The 13,313-nt window shown below is 73.1% G+C and carries 14 protein-coding genes; 8 read left to right on the top strand and 6 right to left on the bottom strand.

Annotation, left to right across the window (positions count from 1 at the left end):
* On the top strand, nucleotides 1–459 hold a 459-nt coding region (locus tag AOK09_RS12340; protein WP_175609291.1), incomplete at its 5' end, for a carotenoid oxygenase family protein.
* 124 nt (nucleotides 460–583) lie between these two features.
* Entirely contained in the window at nucleotides 584–1,234 is a 651-nt protein-coding gene (locus tag AOK09_RS12335; RefSeq protein WP_055587206.1) for a GNAT family N-acetyltransferase, read from the top strand.
* 40 nt (nucleotides 1,235–1,274) lie between these two features.
* On the opposite strand, the gene AOK09_RS12330 is transcribed toward AOK09_RS12335, so the two are convergent.
* On the bottom strand, nucleotides 1,275–2,069 hold the full coding sequence (locus AOK09_RS12330; protein ID WP_055587205.1) for a dienelactone hydrolase family protein: 795 nt from the start codon (nucleotides 2,067–2,069) through the stop codon (nucleotides 1,275–1,277).
* A 198-nt stretch (nucleotides 2,070–2,267) separates the two neighbouring features.
* On the opposite strand from AOK09_RS12330, the gene AOK09_RS12325 reads away from it, so the two are divergent.
* Nucleotides 2,268–2,888: a YceI family protein gene (locus AOK09_RS12325; RefSeq protein ID WP_055587204.1), complete on the top strand. Its 621-nt coding sequence runs from the start codon at nucleotides 2,268–2,270 to the stop codon at nucleotides 2,886–2,888.
* 113 nt (nucleotides 2,889–3,001) lie between these two features.
* Here AOK09_RS12325 and mgrA read toward each other — a convergent pair whose 3' ends face one another.
* On the bottom strand, nucleotides 3,002–4,027 hold the full coding sequence (mgrA, locus tag AOK09_RS12320) for an L-glyceraldehyde 3-phosphate reductase (RefSeq protein WP_055587203.1): 1,026 nt from the start codon (nucleotides 4,025–4,027) through the stop codon (nucleotides 3,002–3,004).
* Nucleotides 4,028–4,106: 79 nt separating this feature from the next.
* Here mgrA and AOK09_RS12315 point away from each other — a divergent pair, with 79 nt between their 5' ends.
* On the top strand, nucleotides 4,107–4,496 hold the full coding sequence (locus AOK09_RS12315) for a hypothetical protein (protein WP_055587202.1): 390 nt from the start codon (nucleotides 4,107–4,109) through the stop codon (nucleotides 4,494–4,496).
* A 52-nt stretch (nucleotides 4,497–4,548) separates the two neighbouring features.
* Here AOK09_RS12315 and AOK09_RS12310 read toward each other — a convergent pair whose 3' ends face one another.
* Nucleotides 4,549–5,106: a DoxX family membrane protein gene (locus AOK09_RS12310; RefSeq protein WP_055587201.1), complete on the bottom strand. Its 558-nt coding sequence runs from the start codon at nucleotides 5,104–5,106 to the stop codon at nucleotides 4,549–4,551.
* A gap of 128 nt (nucleotides 5,107–5,234) precedes the next feature.
* Complete coding sequence (locus tag AOK09_RS12305; RefSeq protein WP_055587200.1) at nucleotides 5,235–6,230, bottom strand: adenosine deaminase; 996 nt, start codon at nucleotides 6,228–6,230, stop codon at nucleotides 5,235–5,237.
* A 775-nt stretch (nucleotides 6,231–7,005) separates the two neighbouring features.
* Between AOK09_RS12305 and AOK09_RS12300 the strand changes: the two genes are divergently transcribed.
* Nucleotides 7,006–7,569, top strand: a complete 564-nt coding sequence (locus AOK09_RS12300; protein ID WP_079062981.1) for an aggregation-promoting factor C-terminal-like domain-containing protein — start codon at nucleotides 7,006–7,008, stop codon at nucleotides 7,567–7,569.
* A 241-nt stretch (nucleotides 7,570–7,810) separates the two neighbouring features.
* Here the strand turns inward: AOK09_RS12300 and AOK09_RS12295 are convergent, their stop codons facing one another.
* Complete coding sequence (locus tag AOK09_RS12295; RefSeq protein ID WP_055587199.1) at nucleotides 7,811–8,146, bottom strand: MoaF-related domain-containing protein; 336 nt, start codon at nucleotides 8,144–8,146, stop codon at nucleotides 7,811–7,813.
* A 241-nt stretch (nucleotides 8,147–8,387) separates the two neighbouring features.
* Here AOK09_RS12295 and AOK09_RS12290 point away from each other — a divergent pair, with 241 nt between their 5' ends.
* Nucleotides 8,388–9,533 carry an alpha/beta hydrolase gene (locus AOK09_RS12290; protein ID WP_055587198.1) on the top strand — a complete coding sequence of 382 codons (1,146 nt, stop codon included), beginning with the start codon at nucleotides 8,388–8,390 and terminating at the stop codon, nucleotides 9,531–9,533.
* A gap of 111 nt (nucleotides 9,534–9,644) precedes the next feature.
* Complete coding sequence (gene aceB / locus AOK09_RS12285) at nucleotides 9,645–11,261, top strand: malate synthase A (protein WP_055587197.1); 1,617 nt, start codon at nucleotides 9,645–9,647, stop codon at nucleotides 11,259–11,261.
* Nucleotides 11,262–11,321: 60 nt separating this feature from the next.
* On the opposite strand, the gene AOK09_RS12280 is transcribed toward aceB, so the two are convergent.
* A complete protein-coding gene (locus AOK09_RS12280) occupies nucleotides 11,322–12,275 on the bottom strand; it encodes a quinone oxidoreductase family protein (RefSeq protein ID WP_055587196.1) in 954 nt (317 codons plus the stop codon).
* Between the two features lie 189 nt (nucleotides 12,276–12,464).
* On the opposite strand from AOK09_RS12280, the gene AOK09_RS12275 reads away from it, so the two are divergent.
* Nucleotides 12,465–13,274 (top strand): methyltransferase domain-containing protein, encoded by an 810-nt coding sequence (locus tag AOK09_RS12275; protein WP_055587207.1) that lies wholly within the window; start codon nucleotides 12,465–12,467, stop codon nucleotides 13,272–13,274.
* The last annotated feature ends 39 nt before the right edge of the window (nucleotides 13,275–13,313 follow it).

Here is a 13,313-nt window from a genome sequence, read left to right as displayed (position 1 = left end):
GCCGACCCCGCCGCCGCGGCCGCCGCCACCGGGGCGGGCCGGCTGCACCGGTGGGCCCTGGACCCGGCCGCGCGCTCGGTCCGCGAGGAGCGGCTGGACGACCGGGACGTGGAGTTCCCCACCCATGACGACACCCGTACCGGCCGCAGCCACCGCTGCCTGTGGACGGTCTCCGGCAGTGCGCTGGTGAAGCACGACGTCCACACCGGCGAGGTCCGCGTACGGGAGCTCGGTGAGCGCAGTGCCCCGGGCGAGGCGGTGTTCGTCCCGGCCCGGGGTGCGCGGCGGGAGGACGACGGCTGGCTGCTCTCGCTGGTCTCCGACCGGGCCGGCGGCCCGGCCCGGCTGCTGGTGCTGGACGCGGCGGACCTGGCCGTGCAGGCGGAGGTGGAGCTGCCGCGCCGGGTGCCGGCGGGCTTCCACGGCAGCTGGATCCCGGAGCCCACGTCGCAGCACTGACGCATGGCGACGGACCGTCAGAACCGCTGTCCGGCCGACCTCTTGCCCCGAGGTCGGCCGGTTTGGTTTGATTCTTGGGAGCGCTCCCAAGGGGATCGCCGCCGGCCCGCAAAGGACTCCAGCCATGTCTGACCAGCTCCCCTCCGGCACTGCCGCGCGGCCGCCGGTGATCCGCGGCTACCTGCCGAGCGACCGGGCGGCGGTGTACGAGGTCTGCCTGCGCACCGCGGCCGCGGGTGGCGACGCCACCGGCCTCTACCGCGATCCCGACCTGATGGGCGACAACTTCGCCGGCCCCTATCTGCACCTCGAACCGGAGCTGGCCTTCGTCCTGGACGACGGCGGCAAGGCGGTCGGCTATGTGCTCGGCACCTCCGACACCGCCGCCTTCGCCGCCGCCTTCCGCCGGTCCTGGCTGCCCCGGGTCGCCGACCGGCATCCGGCACCGGCCGGTGAACCCCAGGGCCCGGACGAGGCCATGGCGGCGCTGCTGCACAACCCCGAGCGGATGATCATCCCGGCGCTGGCCGACTACCCGGCCCATCTGCACATCGACCTGCTGCCGCCCTACCAGCGCTCCGGCTACGGCCGCGCCCTGATGCTGACCTTCCTCGGCGCCGCCCGCCGGGCCGGCGCCAAGCGGGTCCACCTGGGCATGCTCACCGAGAACACCGCGGCCCGGGCCTTCTACGACCGGCTGGACTTCCATGTGATCGACGTGCCCGACGCCGGGGTGCTCACCTACCTCGGCCGATCCACCGAGACGGACGGCTGAGCCGCACCGCCCGTCCCCGCCCCGCCGCCGGGGCGGGGGTTCAGCGGCTGACCTGCGGGGCCAGTTCGGCCGCCAGCAGCTCCACGGTGCGCCGCCAGGCGTCCTCGGCCGCCTCCGGCCGGTAGCTGTCCCGTTCGTGGCAGAAGAACCCGTGCGGCGCCGGGTAGACCACCATCTCGTGCCGGACCCCGGCGGCGGTCAGCCGGTCGGTGAGGATCTCCCGCTGTGCGGCGTCCAGCAGATGGTCGTCGGCTCCGGTGAGGAACAGCAGCCGGCCGTTGTGCTCCCTGATGCCGGCCGACAGCTCCACGGTGGGCTCGGGGCGGCTGAGCGGGATGTCCGTACCGGTGAGCCAGCCGCCGTAGAAGACCGCGGTCGCCGCCAGGTCCAGCTGGGTCGCCGCGTAGTAGGCGATGTGGCCGCCCAGGCTGAGGCCCACCATGGCGGTGCCGGATCCGGCGTACTCCTGCCGGTCGAGCCAGTCGATCGCGGCCCGCAGATCGGCCAGCACCCCGGGCCGGGTGAGCTGCCCTATCAGCTCGAAGCCGCGGCGCCGCCCCTCGTCGTCGGCGGTCAGCTGCACCCCGGGGGCCGTGCGGTGGTGGAAGTCGGGGACCACCGCGACATACCCCGCCTCCGCGATCCGGTCGGCGACGTCGCGGATGTACCCGGTCACCCCGAACATCTCGAATCCCACCAGCACCCTGGGGTACCGGCCGGGAGCCGCCGGCCGGCTGACATAGGCGTCCATCGGGGCCGAGCCGTCCACCGGTATCCGTTCCCAGGTCCCGATGGTCCCCCGCCGCTCCGCTTCCTGCTGCAACGCTGCCTCCATGGGCCGTCCGTGTGCCGTCCGTGAGCTCTCCGTGCGCTCTCCGATGGGCGACGCTAGTTCCGACGGGGCGTCAGCCGCCAATAGGGGAAGACATGGGGGGTATCGGGAAGCCGATGGCCGGCCAGGTAGTTGAAACCGGAACCAAAAGCCGCTACCGTGGAACCCAGGTAGTTGAAGCCTAAACCTTTGGAGCGCATCATGGGCCTGTTCAACCGCGGCAAGTCCGAGGAGACCGCCACCCCCGCCGCGGCAGCACCGGCCGCAGCCCCCGCCGCGGACCTCTCGGCACTGACCGGCGACTACACCATCGACAGCACCCACAGCAGTATCGGATTCACCGTGCGCCACGCCATGGTCACGACCGTGCGCGGGGAGTTCGGCGAGTACGAGGGCAAGCTGCACCTGGACGGCACCGACCCCTCGCGGTCCACCGCCGAGCTGGCCATCAAGGTCGCCAGCATCGACACCAACCAGCAGCAGCGCGACGAGCACCTGCGGACCGGTGACTTCTTCGAGGCGGAGACCTACCCGGAGATCACCTTCCGCAGCACCGCCGCCGCGCAGGTCGACGACGAGACCTACCGGCTGACCGGCGACCTCACCATCAAGGACACCACCCGCCCGGTCACCCTGGACCTCACCTTCAACGGCTCCGCCACCGACCCGTTCGGCAACCTGCGGGTCGGCTTCGAGGGCGGCACCCAGATCAACCGCAGCGACTGGGGCCTCACCTACAACGCGGCCCTCGAGGGCGGCGGCGTCCTCATCAGCGACAAGGCCAAGCTGGTCCTGGACATCTCGGCGATCAAGAACGCCTGAACCACCGCGCCCACCAACGGCACGGACCGCGCCCCACCAACGGCACGGACACTGACGGCCGCCGCCCACCCACAGGTGGGACGGCGGCCGCCGTCGTCTCCGGCCCGCCGGGGTCAGCGCCCCGGCACCGCCACCCCGCCCTCGGCGGTGATGCGGTCGATCTCGGCCAGTTCCTCGCCGGAGAAGTCCGCCCCGCCGAAGGCGGCGAGGTTCTGCTCCAACTGGGCCACGCTGCTCGCCCCGATCAGCACCGAGGTGACCCGCTGGTCCCGCAGCAGCCAGGTCAGCGCCAGCTGCGCCAGCGTCTGACCGCGCTTCTCGGCGACCGCGTTGAGCGAGCGCAGCATGGTGAGGCGCTGCTCGGTGAGCGCCTCGCGCCGCAGGAAGTGGCCCACCGCCATCCGGGAGTCCTCGGGCACACCCTGCAGATAGCGGTCGGTGAGCAGCCCCTGAGCCAGCGGCGAGAAGGCGATCACACCGGCCCCGGCCTCGTCCGAGCGCTCCAGCAGACCGCCCTCGATGCCGCGCTCCAGCATGGAGTAGGGGTGCTGGTTGATCAGCAGCGGCGTCCCGAGGTCACGCAGGATCGCCGCCCCCTCGGCCATCCGCTCCGGGCTGTAGTTGGACAGACCCGCATACAGGGCCTTGCCCTGGCGCACCGCCGAGGCGAGCGCCCCCATGGTCTCCTCGAGCGGAGTGTCCGGGTCCGGGCGGTGGGAGTAGAAGACGTCGACGTACTCCAGGCCCATCCGGGTCAGCGACTGGTCCAGGCTGGAGAGCAGGTACTTGCGGGAGCCCCACTCGCCGTACGGGCCGGGCCACATGTCGTACCCGGCCTTGGTCGCGATGAACAGCTCGTCGCGGTACGGGCGGAAGTCGGCCGCGAAGTGCCGGCCGAAGTTGGCCTCCGCCGAACCGTAGGGCGGCCCGTAGTTGTTGGCCAGGTCGAAGTGGGTGATGCCCGCGTCGAAGGCCCGGCGCAGCACCGCCCGCTGGGTCTCCAGCGGATGGGTGTCACCGAAGTTGTGCCAGAGGCCGAGGGAGACCGTGGGCAGCAGCACGCCGCTGCGGCCGCTGCGGCGGTACTGCATCGAGCCGTAGCGGTCGTCGGCTGCGCGGTACGGGGGCGGAACGGGCATGGGGAACTTCCTTGTTCGCAGGGTGCGGATCTGCAGAGGTCAAGCTACTACCCGCCCCCGGGGCTGCGAGGATGAGGGCGTGACGATCTTCCGAGTGGGCAGGCCGTGCACCGTGGTGGTCTGCCGGGGCTGCTGCTGCGGCTCGGCGCGTACCCTGCCGGACACCGACCACGACGCCCAGCTGCACCGCCTGCGGGAGGCCGCCGCCGGGTCGCAGGGAGCGGTCGCGATACGCACCGCCGACTGCCTGGGGGTGTGCGAACGGGCCAACGTCCTGGTGGTGCAGCCGTCCACCCGTGGGCGCACCCGAGGCGGCCGCGCCGAGTGGCTGGGCTGGGCACTGGACCAGGAGTGCATCGAGGACGTGGTCGCCTACGCCCTCGCCGGAGGCCCCGGCCTCGCCGCCCGTCCCGACACCCTGGAGCTGCACCGCATACCCGCGCCCCGCGATCCCGCGCCGCTCCGCTGAGCCGCGTACCCACCCGGCGCGGGCACCGCTCCCGGGCTCGACCGCGGGGGGGTCAGGGCAGGACGTCGATGTTGGCGGCGCGTGCCTCCATCGCCGCAGCCTCGGCGTGCAGGGCGCGCCGCCGCCGGGCCAGGACGGCGCAGGAGGCTGCGGTGGCGAAGCCCAGGGCGACCAGCCCCATGGTGGGCCGGGCCAGGCGCTCACCCAGCAGATGGTCGATCGAGTAGCGGCCCGGACCGGTGAGGGCCAGGGCGCCGGCGGCCGCACCGAGCAGTACGGGGTGCTCCATGCCCCCGCCCGCCGCGAAGAACCCGTTGGGGGCGTGCACCGCGGCGGCCGCCGCCATGGTCCCCATGCCCGCGGCGCCCGCGGCCGGGGTCGCCAGTCCCATGATCATCAGGGCGCCGCCGCCCGCCTCGCCCACACCCGCGGCGAGGGCGCTGTCCCGGCCCGGTCGGAAGCCCATCTGCTCCATGGCCCCGGCGGTGCCCTCCAGGCCGCCGCCGCCGAACCAGCCGAAGAGCTTCTGCACACCGTGGGCGACCAGCGCGCCCCCGACCGCACCGCGCAGGGCCAGCAGGCCGAAGTCTCGCGGGTCCGCACAGGTCATCTCAGCCTCCCAGGCCATCCACGACGGCAGGTCTGCCACCGTGCCGCGACCTTGGCACCGTAACCCGCGCACCGCGGCCCCGCCCGTCGGCCGTCACCGGGGAGCCAGGGGGTCGGGGGTCGGGCCGCTCAGCCGAAGCGGTGCGCCTCCACCTCGGCGAGGTAGGCCGCCCGCTGCTCCTCGTCGAGGAAGGAGGCGTGGAAGGAGTTGGCCGCCAGGGTGCGCCGCTGCTGCTCGTCCAGCCCCAGCGCGGAGGTGAGGGCGCGGAAGTTGTCCTCCACATAGCCGCCGAAGTAGGAGGGGTCGTCGGAGTTCACGGTGACCAGCAGTCCGGCCTCCAGCATCCGCGGCAGCGGATGGTCCTCCAGCCGGCCGACGCAGCGCAGCCGCACATTGGAGAGCGGGCAGACGGTCAGCGGCACCCGCTCCCGGCGCAGCCGTTCCACCAGCCGCTCGTCCTCCAGACTGCGGATGCCGTGGTCGATGCGCTCGACATGCAGCAGGTCCAGCGCCTCCCAGACATACTCGGGCGGCCCCTCCTCGCCGGCGTGCGCCACACAGTGCAGCCCGGCCTCCCTGGCCCGCGCGAAGACCTCCTGGAACTTCGACGGCGGATTGCCGACCTCGGCCGAGTCCAGGCCCACCGCGGTGATGCGGGTGCCGAACCAGGGACGGGCGCTCTCCAGGGTCTCCAGCGCCTCCTCGGCCGAGAGGTCGCGCAGGAAGCAGAGGATCAGGCGGGTGGTGATGCCGTAGCGCTGCTCCGCGGTGTCCAGTGCCCGGCCGAGGCCCGCGACCACGGTCCGGATGTCCACGCCGCGGGCGGTGTGGGCCTGGGGGTCGAAGAAGATCTCCGCGTGCCGTACGCCCTGTCGCTGCGCCCGCGCCAGATAGGCGTCGGCGAGGTCGGCGAAGTCCTGCTCGGTGCGGAGCACCGCCATCAGCGCGTAGTAGAGGTCCAGGAAGGACTGCAGGTCGCGGAAGGAGTACGCGGCGCGCAGCTCGTCCGCCGAGCCGTAGGGGAGGTCGATCCCGTTGCGGGCCGCGAGGGCCAGGGCCAGTTCCGGCTCCAGGGTCCCCTCGATATGGAGGTGGAGTTCGGCCTTGGGCAGCGGCGCGGTCATGGACTTCCTTGCGGGTTGCTCGGGACGGGGTCGCCCCACCGTAACCCGGCCGCCTGGCGGTTCGGCCCGGCGCCGAAGAGGCCGGCAGCCACCCGTGTCCAGTGATCGTTTAGGGTTGGGCACGCGCCGTTGCAGGCCTGCCCGACCCGGGCCGGCATCCGGTCGTACCGATCCGGCCCGTGCCGCCGCCGCATCCGGCGTCGCCGCGGTGCGTCCAGGCCACCGCCGGACGCTGCCGGATCCCCCCGGGAAATGCGCGTAGAGGCCCTCCCGGCGTGATGCCGCTCACAGGCCCGCGGACGTCAACGAAGCGCGGTAGTTGACGGGACGGGGCGCCGCGCCCTCTCACCGGATCCTCATCCGGGCCGGGAACGGCCGGTCTGCGGAACAGCGGCCGCCCCGCCTGCGTTGTGGCAGGTCAGAGGGGGAATTGCGGAGAAGCCGCAAAGTTTCGACCGGAAGGTTTGAGGGGCGTCCGACCGGGTAACCCGCGCCGCCCCCGAGGGATTCCCGGCATGGTCCGTCTACGATCGACGGCCGTAGCAACCGGTCTTGGCCGGTTCCGGGAGCGGGGCTAAGACTGTGGCCAGTTGCTAGGCGCCCCGCCTACCGCACCTCCCGGTCCACCGGGACGCGGACCGCGGGGCGTGCCCGTCCGGCACCTGAACCCGAAACCGGGGTGCCCACGGTTCCGGCGTCACCGAAGCTGCAGCGGCTCATGCCGCTCTGCCGCCGTGCGCGCCGGGGCCGAGCCAACCGATTGAGGTCTTCCCCCATGCGTCTCTCCTCCCTCACCGGCCTGCGCCGGAGTACCGCCGTCGCCGCCACCGTCGCCGGCCTTGCGTCCGCTGCCGCGCTGGCCGCTCCGGCGAGCGCCTCCGCTGCGACGACCCCGGTCTCCGCGCACCAGGCCCACGTGGCCCACCTGGCCCATGTGCACCACCAGCACGTGCTGCACATCGCCCACCTGAACACCCAGGCCCGCGTCGCCGCCCAGGCCGCCTCCCGCTCCGAGACGCGCGCCACGCTCTCCCCGGTCACCAGCACCACCCCGACCGCCGTGCGTGCCCTGGCCCGCACCATCGTCCCGGCCGGCCAGTGGGCCGCCTTCGACGCGATCATCACCCACGAGAGCGACTGGGACATCCACGCCACCAACCCGTCCTCCGGCGCCTACGGCCTGCCGCAGGCCCTGCCGGGCTCCAAGATGGCGTCGGTCGCCTCCGACTGGCGGACCAACCCGGTCACCCAGATCACCTGGGGCCTCAACTACATGAACGAGCGCTACGGCAGCCCGAACGCCGCCTGGGCGTTCTGGCAGACCCACCACTGGTACTGATCGGACCCGGTCAGCACAGTGCACCCGGCTGCGCCCGCCCCCACGACCTGGGGGCGGGCGCAGCCCTGCGCCGTCCGCGATTCCTTGGGGCGTCCGTCGGCAGAGCGGGTCGGCCCGGTGACGGGCACCGGAGCAGGTCTTCGAGGGGAATCCGCGACTGCCTTTTCCGCCGGCCATCGATCCCACCGATCCGCCGCGGTGGCTGAGCCCCGCCCGGGGCCGGTGCCCGGCCGGGCCCAGGTCAGTCGACCGGCTGGAGGCTGCCCGTGTGCAGCTCGCCCACCCGGCCGCCCTCGCCCTCGTACGTCCAGAAGACCCTGACGGTGAGGGTGGTGAGGTCCATGACATGGCTGACGGTCAGGCCGCTGCGCTCGGTCCAGTTGACGAAGTAGACCTCCGGTGCCACCTCCGCCACATGCAGGGCGACGTCGTCGCACTGGCCCGCGGACTCGCCCAGCCCCTCCCAGCGCAGCCGTCGCCCGTCCGCGGAGTAGCAGTTGCGGAACTCGGCGCCGTTGTCGACCCGGAAGAGGTAGGTCCGCCCGGCGAACGCCGGCAGCGGTGCACTGTCGCTCATGGTCCTGCGTCTCCCCGTCGGTGTGGTGCGGTAGGTGGTGCGGTGCGGGCGACGGTCCCGCCGCCCCGGGTGACGATACAGCCGCCGCTTCCCGCCGCCGGAGCGAGGGAACTGCAGACCCCCGCCGATCGGCGGGGGCGCTTTCCGCCTGCGCGGCGACCCACACCCCTCCTCGCAGGGTGAAGCTTGTCCTGGGCGGCGCCGGAATGCCGCCGCCCATCGGGGGACGGAGGTCGGGATCATGGGTCTGACCAGCGGGGCGCTGCTGGCGCTCGTTGCTCTGGTCGCGCTGGCGTGCGTGGTGGGCACCGTCTTGGTGTGGCCGCGGCTTGCGGGACGGCACTGGACGGCGGTGCTGGGACGGCTGGGCACCATAGTGGCCACCCAGCTGGCGACGCTTGCCACGCTGGGCCTGGTCGCCAACAACTACTTCTCCTTCTACGCCAACTGGGACGACCTGCTGGGCACCGGCGGCAATCAGCCGGTCGCCGTGCAGAACCACTTCGCGGTGGGCGGCGGAGGTGCGGGCGCCGCGGGCGGCCGCACCGGGGTGGAGCAGCTCGGCAGATACCGGGCCGGCGGTGCGCTCGGCGGCACTCCGCAGCGCTCCGGGCTGATCGAGCGGGTGCGGATCTCCGGCGGCCGGTCCGGCCTGGCCGCGGACGGCTATGTGTATCTGCCGCCGCAGTACTTCAGCCCGCGGTACGCCCACCACCGGCTGCCGGTGGCGGTGGTGCTCACCGGCTATCCCGGCGACGCCCGCAATCTGCTCACCCGGCTCGACTACCCCGGGGTGGAGCTGGACCGGCTCGGCGCCGGCCGGATGCGGCCGACCGTGCTGGTGCTGCTGCGGCCCACCGTCGCCCCGCCGCGGGACACGGAGTGCCAGGACGTGCCGCGCGGCCCGCAGGCCGAGACCTACTTCGTCAGGGACGTCCCCAGGGCGGTCGCCGCCGCCTACCGGGTGGCGACCGGGCCGGACAGCTGGGGTGTGATGGGGGACTCCACAGGCGGCTACTGCGCCCTGCGGTTCGCCATGCGTCACCCCGAGGCGTACGGCGCCGCCGTCTCGCTCTCCGGCTACTACCACGCGGCCGTCGACACCACCACCGGTGACCTCTTCGGCGGCAGCGCCCGGCTGCGCAGGGAGAGCGACCTGATCTGGCGGCTGAAGCACCTGCCGGCCCCCGCGGTGTCGGTCCTGGTCACCACCAGCCGCCAGGGGGAGTCCGACTACCGGGCCACCCGGGAGTTCCTGGCGGCGGTCCGGCCGCCGATGCGGGCGTCCTCCATCACCCTGGGCAGCGGTGGGCACAACTTCCACACGTGGGGCCTGGAGATCCCGGTGGCGCTGCCGTGGCTGGCGGACCACCTGCGCGAGGGCTGAGTACGGCGAGCCGCTCAACAAACCGTTGAAGTGCGCCACCCGGCGAACTAGCCTCCGGTAGCAGTAGCAGCAGCCGTCCCCGCGGCGCAGCCCACCGAGGAGCGTACTGACATGGCATCAGCCCCGGTCGTGACCGTCTCCGGCCCTCCGGTCGAGCGCGCCGCGGAGGTGCTCACCGCGGAGGCCCTCACCTTCCTGGCCGGTCTGCACCGGGCCTTCGACGGCCGCCGCCGCGAACTGCTGGCGCGGCGCGCCGAGCGCCGCGCCGAGATCGCCTCCACCGGGCGGCTGGACTTCCTCCCCGAGACGGCGGAGGTCCGCGCCGCGCAGTGGACCGTCGCCGAGGCGCCGCGCGCACTGCAGGACCGCCGGGTGGAGATCACCGGCCCCACCGACCGCAGGATGACCGTCAACGCGCTCAACTCCGGGGCCCGGGTGTGGCTCGCCGACTTCGAGGACGCCACCTCGCCCACCTGGGCCAATCTGGTCCTGGGGCAGCTCAACCTGGTGGACGCCTTCGAGCGGCGCATCGACTTCACCTCCGCCGAGGGCAAGACCTACACCCTGAGGCCCGACGCCGAGCTGGCGACCGTGGTGGTCCGCCCCCGCGGCTGGCACCTCGACGAACGGCACCTGCAGATCGACGGTGTCCCCATCGCGGGCGCGCTCTTCGACTTCGGCCTCTACTTCTTCCACAACGCGGCCCGGCTGCTGGCCCGCGGTCCGCAGGACCCCAACTCCGGCCCGTACTTCTACCTCCCCAAGACGGAGAGCCACCTCGAGGCCCGGCTGTGGAACGAGGTCTTCGTGCACGCCCAGCGGGAACTGGGCATCCCGCACGGCACCGTCCGGGCCACCGTGCTGATCGAGACCATCACGGCGGCGTTCGAGATGGACGAGATCCTCTACGAGCTCAGGGAGCACGCCGCCGGGCTGAACGCCGGCCGGTGGGACTACCTCTTCTCAATGATCAAGAACTTCCGCGACGCGGGTGAGCGCTATGTGCTGCCCGACCGCAACAGCGTCACCATGGCCGCGCCCTTCATGCAGGCCTACACCCGGCTGCTGGTGCGCACCTGCCACCGCCGGGGCGCCCACGCCATCGGTGGTATGGCCGCTTTCATCCCCTCCCGCCGCGACCCAGCCGTCAACCAGGCAGCCCTCGCCAGGGTCGCCGCCGACAAGGACCGCGAGGCCGGTGGCGGCTTCGACGGCTCCTGGGTCGCCCACCCCGATCTGGTGCCGGTCTGCCGTGCCTCCTTCGACGCCGTCCTCGGCGAGGCCCCGCACCAGAAGCAGCGGGTGCCGCAGGACGAGGTGACCGCCGAGCAGCTGCTGGACGTCACCGCGACGGAGGGCGGCTGCACCGAGGAGGGGCTGCGCAGCGCCGTCGCGGTCGGTCTGCGCTACATCGAGGCCTGGTTGCGGGGCCACGGCGCGGTCGCCATCTTCAATCTGATGGAGGATGCGGCGACCGCGGAGATCTCGCGCTCCCAGCTCTGGCAGTGGATCCGCAACGGGGTGGTCCTGGACAGCGGGGAGAAGGTCACGGCGGAGCTGGTACGCCGCCGCATCGACCAGGAGCTGGCGAAGCTGCGCGGCGAACTCGGCGGCGACGCCTACGCGGACGGCCGCTGGGAGGAGGCCCGGGGACTGTTCGAGCAGGTGGCGCTGGGGGAGGAGTTCGCCGACTTCCTCACCCTCCCCGGCTACGCGCTGCTGCCGTAGCGCCCCGGTCCGGTACGCCGCCCCGCCCCGCCGGGCGCGCGGGGCGGCCGGGCCGGGGGCTCAGCGTGCGGGGTCGAGCAGCAGCTTGCCGACGGTACGGCGGGCCCGCAGGTCCTCATGGGCGCGGGCCGCCTCGCTGAGCCCGTAGGCGTCCCCCACCCGGGGCCTGAGGCGGCCGTCGGCGGTCATCGCCATGAGCTCGGCCAGCGGCTCGGCGAACATGCCGGGCCGGCCGATGCAGTGCATCAGCCAGAAGCCCACCACCGAGCGGGACCGCCCCATCAACTGGGCGGCCTGCAGCGGCGTCGGGGGCACCCGGGACGCCATGCCGTAGGTCACCAGACGCCCGAAGGGCGCCAGCGCCGCCAGCGAGGCGTCGAAGACCGGGCCGCCGGTCATCTCCAGGACCACATCGACCTTGTGTCCGCCGTTGGCCTCCACCAGCCGCTCCCTGAGGCCCGCGGGGTCGGCGTCGACGGCGGCGTCCGCGCCCAGCTCCAGCGCCAGGGCGCGCTTATCCGCGGTGGACGCGGTGGCGATCACCCGACCCGCGCCGAAGAGCTTCGCCAGCTGCACGGCCAGTGAGCCGGTGCCGCCGGCCGCCGCGTGCACCACCACCGACTCGCCCTCGGCGAGGCGGGCGGAGGTGCGCAGCAGATGCCAGGCGGTGAGGCCCTGCACCACCAGCGACAGCGCCTGGCCGTCGGTCACGCCGTCCGGGACCGCGTGGGCCATCGCCTCCCACACCGCCGCCCGCTGCGCATAGCCGCCGTTCTCGGTGAGCGCCACCACCCGCCGGCCGTCCGCGGTGCGGCCGACGACCTCGGCGCCCGGCACCAGCGGCAGGCTGGAGCGGGAGAGGTAGGAGTCCTCGACGGTGTGCGTGTCCGCGTAGTTGACCCCGGCGGCGGTGACGTCCAGCAGGAGCTGCCCGGGGCCGGCCACCGGATCGGGCAGGTCGACCACCCGCAGCACCTCGGGTCCGCCGAACTCGGTGATCTGTATCGCGCGCATCTGGACTCCTCCGCACATGCTACCGACCAGTCGGTATGTCGCCCGCGAGCGTACCGGAGTCCTTGCCGCCCCCCAAGGGGCGGAGGGGCAGCCTGAATGCTGTCTCGCATACTGATACATGATTCTCAGGATTCAAGATAGTGATCTATGGTGATCCCACTCGCGATCCGCATCGACGAAGGTGGTCCGATGACGTCCCACACCGTCTACACGCACGGATTCCACGCCAGCGTGCTCCGCTCGCACAGCTGGCGCACCGCCGAGAACTCGGCGGCCTACCTGCTGCCGCACCTGACCCCCGGCGCCGCGGTGCTGGACATCGGCTGCGGCCCCGGCACCATCACCGCCGACCTCGCCGAACTGGTCGGCGCCACCGGGCGGGTCACCGCCGCGGACGCCTCCCAGGAGGTGCTGGACCAGGCCCGGCGCACCGCGGCGGACCGCGGCCTGACCAATGTCGACTTCGCCGTCGCGGACATCCACGCGCTGGACTTCCCCGACGACTCCTTCGACGTCGTCCACGCCCACCAGGTGCTGCAGCACGTCACCGACCCGGTCCAGGCGCTGCGCGAGATGCGCAGGGTCTGCCGGCCCGGAGGGATCGTCGCCGCCCGCGACTCCGACTACGCCGCCATGACCTGGTATCCCGAGAACGCCGCCGTCAGCCGGTGGCAGGACCTCTACCGGGCCGTCGCCGCCGCCAACGGCGGGGAACCCGACGCCGGCCGGATGCTGTTCTCCTGGGCGCGGCGGGCGGGCTTCACCGAGGTCGTCCCGTCCGCCGGCACCTGGTGCTACGCGACCCCCGAGGACCGCGACTGGTGGAGCGGTATGTGGGCGGAGCGGATGACCTCCTCCGCCGTCGCCCGCCAGGCCGTGGAGCAGGGCCGCGCCACCGAGGAGGACCTGCGGTCCATCGCCGAGGGCTGGCGGGAGTGGGGAGCCCAGGAGGACGGCTGGTTCGTGGTGCTGCACGGCGAGATCCTCTGCCGGGGCTGAGCCCTCCCGGAGCCCGTCCGGCACCCGCCCCACCCCGGG

Source organism: Peterkaempfera griseoplana (assembly GCF_001418575.1).
Classification (GTDB): Bacteria; Actinomycetota; Actinomycetes; order Streptomycetales; family Streptomycetaceae; genus Peterkaempfera; species Peterkaempfera griseoplana.
Note: the sequence above shows the minus strand (reverse complement) of the source record. Positions and strands in the feature narration are given on the sequence as shown.